Here is a 15496-nt window from a genome sequence, read left to right as displayed (position 1 = left end):
ACTCCGAAGCTTCATATGTCACGCAATTAGCGAATATTGGTTACAAACATTTACCCGATGGGGGCGAAACTGTTATCCTGCTTACTTTAATTCATTCTACATTAAGAGATGACAATAATGTCTGACGTTAAACTAGATACAGTTGAGACTAAAGCAAGCTACGGTATTGGTCTACAAATGGGCCAACAACTAGCACAAAGTGGTCTTGAAGGCCTAAACGTAGCAGCAATTGCTAAAGGTATTGCAGCTTCTCTTGCTGGCGAGATGCCAGAAATCGAAGTTGACGAAATCAACAATGCACTACGTGAACTTCACACAGCAGCAGACGCTGCACGTCAAGAGCAAGCTAAACTAGCTGCTGCTGACGGTGAAGCATTCTTAGCTGAAAATGCACAGCGTCCAGAAGTTACAGTTACTGATTCAGGTCTTCAATACGAAGTTCTAGTTGAAGGTAACGGTGAAATTCCAACTTCTGACAAGCAAGTTCGTGTGCATTACCACGGTATGCTAACAGATGGCACTGTTTTTGACAGCTCTGTATCTCGTGGTCAACCTGCAGAATTCCCTGTAACTGGCGTGATCGCTGGTTGGGTTGAAGCTCTTCAAATGATGCCAGTAGGTTCTAAGTGGAAACTATCTATTCCACAAAACCTTGCTTACGGTGAGCGCGGTGCAGGTGCTGCAATCCCTCCGTATGCTGCACTAGTATTTGAAGTTGAGCTACTAGATATTCTTTAATATCGTAAGCTGAACATATAAATAAACGGCGCTTTAAGCGCCGTTTTTTATAGTTGCAATAAACGTTAACCAATAAAAAAAGCATTACAATTTGATAAATCTTCACTAGGATTGACATACCCAAGTCAATTTCTAATTTTAAAGACTTCGGTATTTATCTTTACTAAGGAGTCTCTCAATGAAAAAACGTCGTATCGTAACGACTTTAGCTGCAGTTGCATTATTATCATCAAGCACCATGAGCTACGCTTTTAGTTTGTCTGATATTTTCGGTGGCGAAAGTGCAGATCAAGTGGTCAGCCAAGTGGCACAAAACCCACTCACAAAAACTCTTATTTCTGAGCTTGGTGTCAAACCTGAACAAGCAGCAGGTGGCGCAGGCGCTTTATTAGGTTTAGCAGCGAGTCAACTTTCAGGCCCACAAGGCAGTGAACTTTCAAAATTAATTCCTGGTGCTGAAAAGCTAACAGACTCATTACCAATGGGATTAGGTCAATTGCTAAGTAACCAAGCTAATATTGATAAAGTATTCTCACTGCTCGGTATGGATCCAAGCATGATCAATAAATTCATTCCCGTTATCACTCAATTCTTAGGCCAACAAGGTGCGAGTAATGCCCTTTTAGGTGCATTAGATAAAGTATGGGCACCAGCAGCGACTGCTGCAAAATAAGCAGACTCAACAGCCAATAACCGACAAGGCAGCGTCTAAACGCTGCCTTGTTTTTTATTAAACCTCGATATTTATCGTATTATCAAATACCAGAACCATGCGATTCAGTATCATTGTCTTCATGCAATCCACATTCACGTTTAAGACCAAAAAAGCGGGTTTCTTGCTCGGTCATACCCGGTTGCCATTTAACGGTAGTATGGGTATCCCCAACCGATAAATAGTCTTGCTGTTTTAATGGATGATAAGGTAACCCGTGTTGTTGCAAGTAAGCATCGATATCTTCATTACTCCAATCTATCACGGGTAAAAACTTAAACCGCCCATTTTGAATCGCTAATACCGGTAATGTCGCTCGAGAATCTGCTTGCTCACGGCGTAAACCAGAAAACCAGGTGCTCACATTGAGTTCACTTAATGCTCGTCGCATCGGCTCAACTTTATTAAGCTGGTTATATTGTTTAATCCCATCTACACCTTGTAGCCACAATTGGCCATAACGTGCTTCTTGCCATGCAGCACTTTGTTTGGCGCTGTAGACATGAAGATTGAGGTTTAACTGCTTGGTTAAACTATCAATAAACTGATAGGTTTCAGGAAATAAATACCCAGTATCAGTTAATACCACTGCAATATTCGCTTTCGCTTGCGTGACCAGATGTAGCATCACTGCCGATTGGATTCCAAAACTAGAAGCTAACGCAAACTCACCCTCAAGGTTCTCTAATGCCCATTGCACTCGTTGTTGCGCTGTCAGTGTCTCCAGCATGGCATTAATCTCAGCCAACTGAATAATTTGACTCACTTTTGGCAGTTCAAGCAACTCAGCCAGTTGAAATTTAGGCATAGAAATCCCTCATCGATATTTTTACTTCATCAATAATGCCAGCACGAATGGTAAAATCACCAAAGCCTTCATTCTGTTGACGCTCCATTGCCCAGCGTCCGACTAAACTATCCATTTCATCCATAATTTGAACCACAGTAATATTCTCACGGTACATTTTTGGTACACGCGTACCGTTACGGTTACCGCCTAAATGAAGGTTATAGCGTCCCGGCGCTTTACCTACGAGGCCGATTTCGGCCAACATCGCGCGGCCACAGCCATTTGGACACCCCGTAACCCGCAGAATAATATTTTCATCTTCATTCAAGCCGTGTTTGGCTAAAATTCCTTCAACATCAGTCACGAATTCAGGTAGAAAACGCTCGGCCTCCGCCATCGCCAATGGACAGGTTGGCAGCGAGACACACGCCATCGAGTTTTTACGTTGTTCACTGACACTGTCATCCATCAAACCATGATCACGAGCGATTTGCTCGATCTTAGCTTTATCTTTTGCCGATACACCCGCAACAATTAAGTTTTGGTTAGCCGTCATACGGAAATCACCGCTATGAATCTTCGCAATTTCAGCCACACCTGTTTTTAGTGGCTTATTTGGATAATCCAATAAGCGTCCATTTTCAATAAACAGCGCTAGGTGATGCTTACCATCGATACCTTCAACCCAACCAATACGATCACCACGATCGGTAAACTCATAAGGTCGACTGTCCTCAAACTTAATCCCAGCACGCTTTTCAACTTCAGCTTTAAATACGTCACTACCGACGCGATCTAAGGTGTATTTAGTCTTGGCATTTTTACGGTTGGAACGATTACCCCAATCACGTTGAGTGGTAACTACCGCCGCTGCAATATCTAATGTTTTCTCTAATGGAATAAAACCAAAATCATCAGCGCGACGAGGATAAGTAGTATGATCACCGTGGGTCATTGCTAGACCACCACCGACTAAGACATTAAAACCGACTAACTGGCCGTTATCTGCAATCGCAATAAAGTTAAGATCATTAGCATGAACATCAACATCATTTTGCGGCGGAATAACCACTGTGGTTTTAAACTTACGCGGCAAATAATTACTGCCTAAAATTGGTTCTTCATCAGTTGTTTCTAGTTTTTCTCCATCTAACCAAATTTCCGCATAAGCACGGGTTTTAGGTAATAGGTGCTCACTGATTTTTTTCGCCCACTCATACGCTTGTTGATGAAGTTCAGATTCTACTGGATTGGTGGTACACAGCACGTTACGGTTAACATCTCCGGCTGTTGCAATCGAATCAATACCAATTTTATTTAGCGTTTGGTGCATCAGCTTAATATTAGGTTTTAGTACTCCATGAAACTGAAACGTTTGACGAGTTGTTAAACGGATACTGCCATAAGAGGTGTGCTCATCGGCAAATTTATCAATCGCAAGCCATTGCTTAGGTGTGATCACTCCTCCCGGCATACGCGCACGCAACATTACATTTTGGAGTGGCTCTAATTTTTGCTTAGCACGCTCAGCACGAATATCACGATCATCTTGCTGATACATTCCATGAAAGCGAATTAACTGAAAGTTATCAGCGGTAAAGCCACCGGTAATGCGATCCCCAAGATCTTGTTCAATGGTGCCACGAAGAAAATTACTCTCGCGCTTTAGACGTTCGTTATCTGATAATTTTTGCTCTGTCATTAGTACACATCCCTTTGATAGCGCTTATCCTTACGCAGCTCGTTAAGATACTGCTCAGCCTGCTCGCGCGTTTTATTCCCTTGCTGCTCAATCACAGTTAACAAGGCTTGATGAACATCTTTTGCCATATGAGTTGCATCACCACAGACATAAACATGTGCGCCTTGTTGTAACCACTGCCATACCTGTACTGATTGCTCTAAAATACGTTGCTGAACATACACCTTCTCGGCTTGATCGCGACTAAAAGCGACATCCATCTGAGTCACAACTCCAGATTTTAAATATTTTTGCCACTCAACTTGATAGAGAAAATCTTCGGTAAAGGTTCTATCTCCAAAAAATAACCAATTCTTACCACTTGCTTCACGGTTTTCACGCTCTTGAACAAAGGCACGGAACGGTGCAATACCTGTTCCCGGACCAATCATGATCACTGGCGTATTATCATCGACAGGCAATTTAAAGTTATGGTTGGCTTCAACAAACACTTTCACTGCATCACCTTGCTCTAAGCGCTGGGCTAAAAAGCTTGATGCGCCACCTTGGCGTTGCTCATCCGCTTGTTCAAATTCAACCACACCAACGGTTAAGTGCACTTCTTCACCTACTTCTTGTTGGCTTGAGGCAATCGAATATAAACGTGGCGTTAAGCGACGTAATAAACCAATTAATTGCTCTGCAGTTAAGATGGTTTTCTTCTCAGCTAGTACATCAATGATTTGAGTTTTGGCAGCATACTCACGCAGTTTTTCACGATCAGCCACCAGCTTTTGTAACTTTTTACTACTTGAAAGCTCTGCATATTTGGTTACAAACTGTGGATTTGATGCGGTAATTTCATATTTAGTGATTAGAGCATCACGAAGACTTAAAGTGCTGCCATCAACATCGACTGAGGTGTCTGCCTCTAATCCAAGTTTGGCTAAAATGGCATCTGCCAATTGGGGGTCATTTTCAAACCATACTCCTAACGCATCACCGGGTTGGTAAGTTAATCCTGACTCTTCTAAGTCGATCTCAATATGACGCACATCTTTGTCTGAGCCACGGCCAGTGATTTTTTGACTAACCGATAAACTGGCACTAAATGGGTGGTGTTTATTATAAACCGTAGTAGCTGCTTGATGTTGGCCTACAGGTAGTTGCACCACTTCAGCTTCAGCGGTTGATAACGTTTGTTGAGTTTTTTTCAATACCTGCAACTGCCATTCAGCTGCCGCAGCATCATAATCAACATCACAATCTAATCGCTCTAGCATTGGCTGAGCACCTAATTTTGCTAGATATTGATCAAAATCTTTTGCCGTTTGACAGAAAAACTCATAACTCGAATCCCCTAAACCAATAACGGCATAATGTAAGTCAGGTAATTTAGGGGCTTTCTTTGATTGTAAAAATTCATGTAACTCAATTGCATCATCAGGGGCCTCACCTTCTCCATGTGTTGAAGCAACAATGATGACATGAGTTTCTTTAGCCAGATTTTTACCTTTAAAATCACCAGCAGAAACCAGCTTAACGGCAATATCTTGTGCCTGAGCTTGTTGTTGTAACGCTTCAGCAACCCCTTTGGCATTGCCTGTTTGTGATGCATAAATAATGGTTAATTGGCCGGCAGGCTTGGCTGCGGCAAGTACATTTGACGTGGGAGCAGCAACTGTTGCTGGCGATTGAGATTGGCTCAAACCCCAAAAATAACCACTGATCCAAGCCAGCTGTTGGGGTGATGATTCTGCAGCAGCTAACTTAAGTTGATCTATTTGTTGATCATTGAGTGGGCTAGCTAAAGCTGATAGTTGATTGATTGACATAGCACGACGATCCCTATTCATTGCGTTATGTTAGAGTAGCTATTTAAGCTAATAACAAGAAAGAATAGATAAGAATGTTTTATAACCATTTGTAAGGTTAATCGCACAAAAAAACCAAACAGTGATAACACTATTTGGTTTTCAAATCAGGGTAAACAGGTAGGATTTAATATTCATCAGCAATTCTAACTTGTTGAAAACCAACATCAAAAGCCTGTTGTGTAGCACTATCAACATCACCATAGCATTGCTCACTACCGGTGATATCTGTTAACGGTACTAAACCACCACCGCGGTGACGAAATTCAACAATATAACCACTATTAATCGATGGCTCAACCAGTGCTTCAACAAGATCTTGGCGAGCATATAGGTGTTTCAATTCAGTTAATGTCATCACTTACTCCCCCTAATATCGATATTATCTAATCAGTTTACTTACCTTTAAAGGTGGTACATAAACCCAATTAGCGCCAATAAAAAAACCACGATAAAATCGTGGTTTTATAACTGGATCACAGAATATTGGTTAACAGTTAATTAAAAATCAACTTCTACGCCAGCAAACCATCCATTAAGCTCAACATCACTTGAATTGGATTTCTTAAAGTCATAATCCATCATACGGTAGCCCGCACGAAGATTAAGATCAGCAGCAACCAAACCTAAGCTGTATTTCACACCTGCTTGACCATCAAACAAACGCGTACCGTCATATTTACCAGCATTAGCTTGGGCAAATACTGCAAGTGGTGTTGCTGGAATACCTAACTCGGCAGCAGCATAAACTGTTGGCTGCCAATCACTAAAACTGTTCTGATGCTGAATTTTAACACCAGCAAACTTAGTCATTGTTACACCTAAATCAAGTGCGACTAAATCGTTATCAAGAATTTCATAGTAAGCAGTGAAATCACTTTGCTCAAAATTCACATTACCAGTATCAATATCGTTATAACGCACCATTACATTTGGCACTAACGGAATAAAGTGCTCAAAAGATGCGTAATAAGATGTTGAGGTATCATCACTTTTATGACCATTTACTTTTGCATTTGTAAACCATGCATCCGCACCCACTTTAACACCTAATAAGGTATCAGCTTGGGCTGGAAGGGCTGCCGCTAGCGTCATTGCTGCTGCAATTGAAAGCACCACTTTTTTCATGCCGAGTCTCCGCTCTTTATCATTTTATGTAATTAATCGCACAAAATTATATCAGAAGCCGTATAAAAACTCTGCAATCAATCGCAGTTAATAGCGACGATGACGTGACGTCTGCTGTTTCTCAGCGTTACGCTCACGGAAAAACCAAATCCCTAATGCAATAACAATAATCCATGGTAGCAGTTTAAATACCAAGCCTAACATTCCAACAACCGCCATCACGGCAAATCCCGCAGCGACAGCAATCAATAACCCAATCAAACTGACACCGGTAAACACCAACACCAAGGTAAAAGCGACTAAAAACAGAAACTCAAACATAGATTATCCTTTTCTTTTACTGCGCCATTCACATAAAGTCACAGTGCTGAATTTATTATCACTTACAATACTGCACAATTCACGCCAACTCTAAATTAATTATTTTGTTTATTTTTCATAGATATAAAAAAACGCCAATATATCAAATATTGGCGTTTACCATTTATTAGTTAATTTCACCTTATACTCGTAAAATTCACCATATCAATCTATATCGTTAAAATGCCGCTACACATCCAATTCAGCGGGAATTTTTGCTAGTGCTTGTTGCACCACTTCAATACCAGCCCCTGGCTTATGGGCATTTTCACTGATATAACGACGCCATTGACGAGCACCAGGCATACTTTGAAATAACCCCAACATATGGCGGGTAATATGGCCTAAGTATGAACCATTCGCTAGTTGACGTTCGATATAAGGATACATCGCCTCAACCACTTCGCGACGTTTCATTACAGGGCGATCGCTACCAAATAAACGCTGATCAACCTCTGCCATTAAGTATGGACTTTGGTATGCTTCACGGCCGACCATTACACCATCAAGATGTTGTAGGTGCTGTTCCATTTCGTCAAAGGTTTTAATGCCACCATTGATTGCCATCGTCAGCTGTGGAAAATCTTGCTTTAATTGATAAACACGTGGGTAATCCAGTTCAGGAATTTCACGATTTTCTTTTGGACTTAAGCCTTTTAACCAAGCTTTACGGGCGTGAATAGTAAAGTTATCACAACCACCTTTCTCTGATACCGTTTGAATAAAATGGGTTAAAAACTCATACGAATCTTGATCATCAATACCAATACGGGTTTTTACAGTAACAGGAATATCCACGACTTCACGCATCGCAGCCACACATTGTGCCACAAGATCCGCTTCACCCATCAAGCAAGCGCCAAACATACCATTTTGGACGCGATCAGATGGACAACCAACGTTTAAGTTAATTTCATCATAACCACGCTCAGCTGCTAACTTTGCACAACGCGCAAGATCGACTGGATTTGAGCCACCCAGTTGTAACGCTAATGGATGCTCTTCTTCGTTATACGCTAGGAAATCACCTTTACCATGGATGATCGCGCCTGTTGTTACCATTTCAGTGTACAACAATGCTTCTTTACTCATTAAACGATGAAAGTAACGGCAATGACGATCAGTCCAATCCAGCATCGGTGCGACAGAAAAACGAGCGGTAGGATACATACTACAATATTCCTTACATATTAAGTGGTTATGGCAAATACCACTTACTGGTATTGCAATATTCTTCATCCAATATTAACTTTATTTAGCAAACAAAAACGGATGAGGGACAGTTTAGGAGGCATCAATTGTCCCTAAAATATCGTTTGAGGCGCGGATTCTACCTTAAAATAGCGGTTGTCACCATGATTAGACTTGGATCCCCCTTTGTCCATAATCGGTTTAATAATGCTTAAAATACGTAATGGAGTATCAAGTAAGGTATATAAACAAGAAAAGCCATATTCGTTAATATGGCTTTTATAATAACAATATCATTTATCGTGTCTCTTTTTATTACACTACAGGCGGAGTACCTTCGCCGTTAGATACAATTGCATCCATTTGTACTAAAGCACTCATAGCGATGGTAGAAACACCAATAACCGTTCTAGCAGGAAGCTGCTCATTAAAGAACGTCATATAAACGTCATTAACCGCATCCAGATCTTCAATATTTTTTAGTTGAATATTAACTTTAACAATATCGTCCATTACATGGTTAACACTTTCAACTATCGCTTTAATATTTGCTAAGCATTGTCTTGCTTGTTCATTTACACCGCCATCGACAATCTGACCTGTCATCGAATTTAACGGTAACTGCCCAGAAATATTATTGTAATGCGAAAATGCCACGATTTGAGAAGATAACACTGTTTGAGGAGCATTGTCTGTATTGTGAGCTCTGATCACCAATCCATGTCGATCTTCAACCGCTTGTGGTGGTGTACCATCACCATGAGAAACGGTTGCATCAATCTGCACTAATGCACCCATCGGTAACCCCTCAACAGCAATCACTGATCGAGCAGGCATGTAACCAAGAGTTCGAGCGATACCTGAATCAGGGAAATAGCAGCTATAGACCTCATTAATCGCATCTATATCAGCAAGGTTTTCAATATAAATATTAATTTTAACGATATCGTCAGCAGGAACATCAATCGCTTCAAGAATACTATTTATATTTTTTAAACACTGCCGAGCCTGATCTTTTACACCGCCAACAATAATATTCCCCGTTTTGGGATCGAGTGGTAATTGTGCTGAGATATGGTTGTAATGCGAAAAAGCAACAGTGTGAGCTGATATTTGACTATTAGGAGCGTTAACAGTATTACGAACAATTTTAACTAAATCACAAGGAGCCTGCGTACCCGAACCCTCACCATTTGAAATCACTGCATCCATTTGAATTAATGCGCCATTCATTGGTAATGCTGCCACGCTTATAACCGTTCGCGTCGGCAAATAATGAGGGAAGAATGTCGCGTAAACATCATCAACACTATCAAGATCACAAATATTTTTAAGATACACGTTAATTTTGACCACATCATGCATTGCATGATCAATACTTTCAACAATAGCCTTAATATTTTTCAAACATTGAGTCGCTTGCTCTTTTATACCGCCGACAACAATTTTACCGCTTTTAACATCAATCGGTAATTGTGCAGAAATGTTGTTGTAATGCGAAAAAGCAACAGTTTGTGTTACTGCTGGATCGCAAGGTGCAGTTACTGTATTGCGTGATAATTTTATAATACCGCTCATATTATCTCTCTCTATATTAAATAAGGACGAGCTAATATTGCAGATTAAGCAGCGGTAAAAATACGCTTACATCACAACCTCATAAACATTCTAAATATTTGTTTTTTATAAAAATAAAATAAGTATTTAATTATTCAAATCTAGAACGAATATTTATATTTTTGAAGTCATCCAATCGATTACATCAGTCAACCATTGGCTCAAACTTAATCAGTCACTATTTAGAACACATGCACTATATAAAAAGTAAAATTGTTTTTAATCAAAATATTATGCTTATTTTTGCTTGATTTAACATCATATCAACTCACTACTAATTAATGTACTGTCAAACTATTTGATATCGGTATTTTGTAACGATAATGGTGACATCGATATATAATTTCTAATAACAAAAAAGGCCTTGAACAATAGTTTGTTCAAGGCCTTCTCAAAATTCTTGTTAACGTCAGAGCAATGCTTTGGCTAACAACAAAAACGTTACTTAGTCATGTTACCGCTTTTGTACATTGAAGAGAATACAGGCGTGTAAAGAGCAACGATTTTATTAATGATACCAGTCATTTTTCTACCTTAAAGATTAAGCTGTTTATGTATAACCATCGCCTAATTTCTAAATATTTAAGGCATCGGTCACGTTTCGATGGGCGTCATTATAGGTATTTTGTATTGGTTGAGAAATGAAAAAAAATACCACTTAGGCATTAGTTTTTCTAATCTAACAGTAAAGACTATTTGTATGATGATCATAGCCCTCATCAAGTACACATTAACGTTGAATTAAATGCGATATACGACCACGAATAGTATCAAGCGATAACCCCACCTCATGCTGTTGTTTACAGATCAATTCCAGATTAATAAGTTCATCATCATGAATAATAACAATAATATTGTTACTTTCTTTATTCGCATTAGTTTGACGTTTTATGGCTAACTGATCAGCACAGTCAAAAATGACCGCGACACCTGAAAAGGAACGTCTTAGTTGTCGACACACGTCAAACCCTAAGGCGCTATCTATATTAGCGTCAGCAATAACAATAATTTTATAATCATTATACTCACCAGGGCGATAACCTTCAGCCACCAATAGCTTGATCAGATTATCAAGCATAAAAGCAAAGCCACAGGCATGACTCGGCAACTGCATCGTTTGACTCATAAATTCATCATAACGGCCGCCACGGCACAATAAACTATGTGGTGCAATACGCTCGCTATGCCACTCAAACAACAGGTCAGAATAGTGTGAAGCAGGGTAAAGATTTGGCGTAACAATATAAGGTACTCCCATATCATTAAGCAGTTGTTGCAGTTGTTGAAATCGCTCGACAGCTGTCTCTGCCAAAAACTGATTCAACTTAGGTGCTTGGGTAATAACTGGCTTAAGTTCTATTGGATAATCAACTAACAGTTTTTCAGGTGTCGTGGATAACCATGCTTGGCGTTGACTATTCAATAGAATACTAAATGGTTGAAAGTAAGCCGTTAGCGCATTTCGAAAACACGAGAACTCACTCAGACTGCCAATGAAGTTGATCCGCAATTCTACTTCTTTCTCAAGCGCGAGTACTTTAAAGAGTTCGTATTGTAACTGTAATTGCTCCGCCACAATGGCATCATTACTCCATCCAAACGCTTCTATACCTACTTGGTAATGTTGTTCAAGCCGATCTTCTTGATCTGCTGCGTGGCGAAAAATAGGCCCTTGATACCAGATACGACTACCTTGTAACAGTGTTGGGTGCTGATTGACAAACTGTAAACAACTCAATGAACCATCACTGCTTAAAATAGTTTGATCATTAGAGGACGTTAAGCGCTGAGGGTTCATTGAAAAACTTAAAAACTCGGGTGTATGAGTAACATCCTGAATGATAGGAAGTTTAATTTCAGTATAGCTATATTGTTGGCACAGTAATCGTATTTTGGTTTCAATAAAATTCAACTGCTGTTCTGATATATTATAATTCTTGCGTGGACGACCGCGTTTTCTTGGGCGAACATTACCTTGAACTTGGCTTTCAAGTTGTTGACAAAACTTGGCCATACCTAAAATCGTATTTTGGTGAATACACTCAGTGATTCGCTGTAAAATATAACGGCCAATGGGTTTATGACTAAAACGCCGATAGGCCTCACCGCGCTGCAAGCTGGTTTTACCTAATAAACTATATTCAGCATGAGGGGTTATACGAAGCAGTGACATTAGCCCGGCATTATGGCCATAACTACTCCAACGGTAGTTCGCTGCCACAACATCAAGTAGCGTTCCACCAGATTCAATATAATGCATACTTGGCAATAGATAATTTTCAGGCTCAACCAGACAGCTTTTATAACGTCCTTCCCACAGACTACCACTACGTTGATATTTCTTATTAAAATAAGGCACATAACGTCTACCTACGTGCTGAATAATAGCGCCAATATTTTCTTTTTCATTGGGCGTTATAAGTAGCAACGCTTTATCTGCTAATAAACAATAACTATGTAAATCACCACCATAGCGCGAAATTGCCTTGTCTATACATTGTAGAAAGTAGTCATAATCCTCGTCATCAATAAAAAGATCACTCTTATTGTGCCCCTGCAATTGAATGATTTGAGGCAACCCTAAAATAAATAACCGCTCTTTTCTTGGCATGATTCACCTTTCAAACCTATAACATTTATTAATGAATAAATATGATACCCACAATAAAAGGGGACAGAGTCAAATTAATTGATTATGCGCAAAAATCAATCAAAACTGGCTGCAATTAAAACTTTTGCAAGAAAAAAGTTGATACAGGTCACACTTTTGACGAAGTGAAACTTTACTATTGCCTCATCAAATCAAATGAGGAAATAGAGATGGCTGCCGGAAACTCCGATTCAAGCACCATGAGTGCTAGCTCCGCCAAAAAAATGGGCGTAGTCGCATTAACCTTAGTTACTGCATCAAATATGATGGGTTCAGGGGTATTTATGCTACCAACCAACCTTGCAGGGGTTGGTTACATTTCATTATGGGGCTGGCTTATCACCATTGTAGGTGTTATCGCACTTGCGCTTGTGTTTGCCAAAACCAGTCTTTTAACACCAAGAAACGGCGGCATCGTTGCCTATGCTGCTGATGCTTTTGGTCCTTTTGTTGGCTTTCAAAGTACCATTTGTTACTGGATCAGTGCCTGGATAGGTAACGTTGCCTTACTCGTCGCTGGTATTGGCTACCTAAGTTACTTTTTCCCACAACTTACAGATCCAAGTATAGGCTCTGTGGTTGCTATTGTTATTTTGTGGGGCTTTATTGCGCTGGCAAGCCTTGGTGCACAAGCTGCAGGTCGCGCACAATCCTTTACGGCTATTTGTATGTTAGTCGTGGTACTGGGTGTCGGTATTGTTGGTTGGTTCTGGTTTGACCCACAGATGTTTACTCAGGTTTATAACGGCACAGGTGAAAGTAATAGTCATGCCATTTTATCTGCTGCATCAATCGCATTATGGGGCTTCCTAGGTGTTGAATCTGCTGTAGTTTCTAGTGGTCAAGTTGAAAACCCTGAAAAAACCGTACCCAAAGCAACTGTTTATGGTTTGCTAATTGCTTCTGTATGTTACGTCGGTAGCTGTAGTGTCATTATGGGTCTTGTACCACATGAAGAGCTTGTTAAATCAGCGGCTCCATTTGCTGATGCAGCGCGCTACATGTTTGGTGACACTGCCGGTACCATCGCATCAATTCTAAGTATCATCGCTTGTTTCGGTTCAATCTCAGGCTGGTTGATTCTGCAATCAGAAGCTCCACGCGCAGGTGCAGAGCAAGGTTTATTCCCTAAATTCTTTGCTGCTGTAAACCGCAACGACGTTCCAATGAAAAGCTTGATTTTTACAGGTGTATTAATGAGTGGTGTGTTGTTAATGACCGCATCACCTGACCTTGCCGATCAATTCCAAGTTGTCATTCTAATGTCAGTATTTGCTTCACTACTACCTTACATCTACGCCGTGATTGCACTTCCAATCATCATGATTGCCAAGAAGCAAAATAAAGGTGGCAACTTCGTGATTTACAGCATTCTAGTCGTTATTGGGATGGCTTATAGCTTATTCGCGATGCTTGGCTCAGGTGCAGACTCTATGTACTGGGGTGTAGTAATGGTGATGCTCACGATTCCGCTATATAGCTTTATTGCTGCTAAGCGTAAGAAAAATGGCGAAAAAATTCTTTCTTTAGATGACTAATTCATTATTGGTTATTAAGTAAATCTATCAACTAATTATATATTGAGGATAAATACTCATGACATTATCAATTGAAAATCAAAACAAACTTGACGAATTTTGGGCTTACTGTGTAAAAAACCAATACTTTAATATTGGTTATCCTGAATCAGCTGACTTTGATTACACTATTCTAGAGCGCTTCATGCGCTTCTCAATCAACAACTGTGGTGACTGGGCTGAGTACTGTAACTATCTGCTTAATTCATTTGATTTTGAAAAAGAAGTAATGGAATACTTTGCTGATCTTTTCAAAATTCCATTTGAGGATAGCTGGGGTTACGTTACTAATGGCGGTACTGAAAGTAATATGTTCGGCTGCTACCTTGGTCGTGAGCTGTTCCCTGATGGTACTTTGTACTACTCAAAAGACACTCACTACTCTGTGGCTAAGATTGTAAAACTATTACGTATTAAGTCACAGCTGGTTGAGTCATTACCAAATGGCGAAATTGATTACGATGATCTGATCGCAAAGATCAAACAAGATGACGAAAAGCACCCAATTATTTTTGCTAATATTGGTACAACAGTACGTGGTGCAATTGATGATATTAGTAAAATCCAAGCGATGATTGGTGAGCTAGGTATTAAACGTGAAGATTACTATATTCACGCTGATGCGGCATTAAGCGGTATGATCCTACCGTTTGTTGATGAACCACAAGGGTTTAACTTTGCTGATGGTATTGACTCTATTGGTGTCTCTGGCCACAAGATGATCGGTTCACCGATTCCATGTGGTATCGTGGTTGCTAAAAAGCGCAATGTTGATGCGATTTCAGTTGAAATTGATTATATCTCTGCTCACGATAAAACTATCACCGGTTCTCGTAATGGCCACACGCCATTGATGATGTGGTGTGCTGTTAAATCTCACACACATGAAGATTTTAAGCGTCGTATCAATCGTAGTTTAGATCTGGCACAGCATGCTGTACAGCGCCTACAAAGCGCAGGCATCAATGCATGGTGCAATAAAAACTCAATTACAGTGGTATTCCCTTGTCCATCAGAAGCGGTATGGAAAAAGCACTGTCTTGCAACCTCTGGCGGCCAAGCGCACTTAATCACCACAGCGCACCATCTTGATGCATCAAAAGTTGATGCGCTCATTGATGATGTGATTAAAGACGCCAATGGCGAAACGATTGCAGCATAAAAAAAGCGGTAGTCAA

Annotated in this window: 13 protein-coding genes; 4 read left to right on the top strand and 9 right to left on the bottom strand. The window is 40.2% G+C overall.

The window, feature by feature from the left end; genetic code table 11:
* Nucleotides 1–117: 117 nt before the first annotated feature.
* Together bamJ and PAND9192_RS16340 are read left to right on the top strand one after the other, a co-directional pair.
* Complete coding sequence (gene bamJ, locus PAND9192_RS16345) at nt 118–738, top strand: BamJ family beta-barrel-assembly machinery protein (RefSeq protein ID WP_060998717.1); 621 nt, start codon at nt 118–120, stop codon at nt 736–738.
* 178 nt (nt 739–916) lie between these two features.
* On the top strand, nt 917–1411 hold the full coding sequence (locus tag PAND9192_RS16340) for a DUF2780 domain-containing protein (protein WP_087821955.1): 495 nt from the start codon (nt 917–919) through the stop codon (nt 1409–1411).
* Between the two features lie 82 nt (nt 1412–1493).
* Here PAND9192_RS16340 and PAND9192_RS16335 read toward each other — a convergent pair whose 3' ends face one another.
* From PAND9192_RS16335 to PAND9192_RS16295, 9 genes are all read right to left on the bottom strand, one after another.
* A complete protein-coding gene (locus tag PAND9192_RS16335; RefSeq protein ID WP_087821957.1) occupies nt 1494–2258 on the bottom strand; it encodes a phosphoadenylyl-sulfate reductase in 765 nt (254 codons plus the stop codon).
* Nucleotides 2251–3942 carry an assimilatory sulfite reductase (NADPH) hemoprotein subunit gene (cysI, locus tag PAND9192_RS16330; RefSeq protein ID WP_087854597.1) on the bottom strand — a complete coding sequence of 564 codons (1692 nt, stop codon included), beginning with the start codon at nt 3940–3942 and terminating at the stop codon, nt 2251–2253. The genes PAND9192_RS16335 and cysI overlap by 8 nt, the downstream gene beginning before the upstream one ends.
* On the bottom strand, nt 3942–5756 hold the full coding sequence (locus PAND9192_RS16325; protein ID WP_087854596.1) for an assimilatory sulfite reductase (NADPH) flavoprotein subunit: 1815 nt from the start codon (nt 5754–5756) through the stop codon (nt 3942–3944). The genes cysI and PAND9192_RS16325 overlap by 1 nt, the downstream gene beginning before the upstream one ends.
* A gap of 166 nt (nt 5757–5922) precedes the next feature.
* The gene (locus PAND9192_RS16320) at nt 5923–6153 is read right to left on the bottom strand and encodes an RNA-binding protein (RefSeq protein WP_087854595.1); all 231 of its coding nucleotides are present in this window, start codon (nt 6151–6153) and stop codon (nt 5923–5925) included.
* A 143-nt stretch (nt 6154–6296) separates the two neighbouring features.
* Complete coding sequence (locus PAND9192_RS16315) at nt 6297–6923, bottom strand: TIGR04219 family outer membrane beta-barrel protein (RefSeq protein ID WP_087854594.1); 627 nt, start codon at nt 6921–6923, stop codon at nt 6297–6299.
* 87 nt (nt 6924–7010) lie between these two features.
* Entirely contained in the window at nt 7011–7244 is a 234-nt protein-coding gene (gene pspG, locus PAND9192_RS16310; RefSeq protein WP_087854593.1) for an envelope stress response protein PspG, read from the bottom strand.
* Between the two features lie 228 nt (nt 7245–7472).
* The gene (gene dusA / locus PAND9192_RS16305; protein ID WP_087854592.1) at nt 7473–8453 is read right to left on the bottom strand and encodes a tRNA dihydrouridine(20/20a) synthase DusA; all 981 of its coding nucleotides are present in this window, start codon (nt 8451–8453) and stop codon (nt 7473–7475) included.
* 336 nt (nt 8454–8789) lie between these two features.
* Entirely contained in the window at nt 8790–10052 is a 1263-nt protein-coding gene (locus PAND9192_RS16300; protein WP_087854591.1) for a RidA family protein, read from the bottom strand.
* 769 nt (nt 10053–10821) lie between these two features.
* Complete coding sequence (locus PAND9192_RS16295; RefSeq protein ID WP_087854590.1) at nt 10822–12702, bottom strand: ATP phosphoribosyltransferase regulatory subunit; 1881 nt, start codon at nt 12700–12702, stop codon at nt 10822–10824.
* A gap of 209 nt (nt 12703–12911) precedes the next feature.
* Here PAND9192_RS16295 and hdcC point away from each other — a divergent pair, with 209 nt between their 5' ends.
* Together hdcC and PAND9192_RS16285 are read left to right on the top strand one after the other, a co-directional pair.
* Nucleotides 12912–14279: a histidine-histamine antiporter gene (hdcC, locus tag PAND9192_RS16290; RefSeq protein ID WP_087854589.1), complete on the top strand. Its 1368-nt coding sequence runs from the start codon at nt 12912–12914 to the stop codon at nt 14277–14279.
* 58 nt (nt 14280–14337) lie between these two features.
* The gene (locus PAND9192_RS16285) at nt 14338–15480 is read left to right on the top strand and encodes a histidine decarboxylase (protein WP_065167963.1); all 1143 of its coding nucleotides are present in this window, start codon (nt 14338–14340) and stop codon (nt 15478–15480) included.
* Nucleotides 15481–15496 lie beyond the last annotated feature (16 nt).

Source organism: Photobacterium andalusiense, assembly GCF_900185625.1.
In the GTDB taxonomy this organism is placed as follows: Bacteria; Pseudomonadota; Gammaproteobacteria; order Enterobacterales; family Vibrionaceae; genus Photobacterium; species Photobacterium aquimaris.
The sequence above is the reverse complement of the archived record's forward strand: the minus strand, read 5'-3'. Positions and strand labels throughout refer to the sequence as shown.

Coding starts and splice junctions, on each gene's coding strand:
- bamJ (WP_060998717.1), top strand. CDS start 118: ATGTCTGACGTTAAACTAGATACAGTTGAGACTAAAGCAAGCTACGGT.
- PAND9192_RS16340 (WP_087821955.1), top strand. CDS start 917: ATGAAAAAACGTCGTATCGTAACGACTTTAGCTGCAGTTGCATTATTA.
- PAND9192_RS16335 (WP_087821957.1), bottom strand. CDS start 2,258: ATGCCTAAATTTCAACTGGCTGAGTTGCTTGAACTGCCAAAAGTGAGT.
- cysI (WP_087854597.1), bottom strand. CDS start 3,942: ATGACAGAGCAAAAATTATCAGATAACGAACGTCTAAAGCGCGAGAGT.
- PAND9192_RS16325 (WP_087854596.1), bottom strand. CDS start 5,756: ATGTCAATCAATCAACTATCAGCTTTAGCTAGCCCACTCAATGATCAA.
- PAND9192_RS16320 (WP_087854595.1), bottom strand. CDS start 6,153: ATGACATTAACTGAATTGAAACACCTATATGCTCGCCAAGATCTTGTT.
- PAND9192_RS16315 (WP_087854594.1), bottom strand. CDS start 6,923: ATGAAAAAAGTGGTGCTTTCAATTGCAGCAGCAATGACGCTAGCGGCA.
- pspG (WP_087854593.1), bottom strand. CDS start 7,244: ATGTTTGAGTTTCTGTTTTTAGTCGCTTTTACCTTGGTGTTGGTGTTT.
- dusA (WP_087854592.1), bottom strand. CDS start 8,453: ATGTATCCTACCGCTCGTTTTTCTGTCGCACCGATGCTGGATTGGACT.
- PAND9192_RS16300 (WP_087854591.1), bottom strand. CDS start 10,052: ATGAGCGGTATTATAAAATTATCACGCAATACAGTAACTGCACCTTGC.
- PAND9192_RS16295 (WP_087854590.1), bottom strand. CDS start 12,702: ATGCCAAGAAAAGAGCGGTTATTTATTTTAGGGTTGCCTCAAATCATT.
- hdcC (WP_087854589.1), top strand. CDS start 12,912: ATGGCTGCCGGAAACTCCGATTCAAGCACCATGAGTGCTAGCTCCGCC.
- PAND9192_RS16285 (WP_065167963.1), top strand. CDS start 14,338: ATGACATTATCAATTGAAAATCAAAACAAACTTGACGAATTTTGGGCT.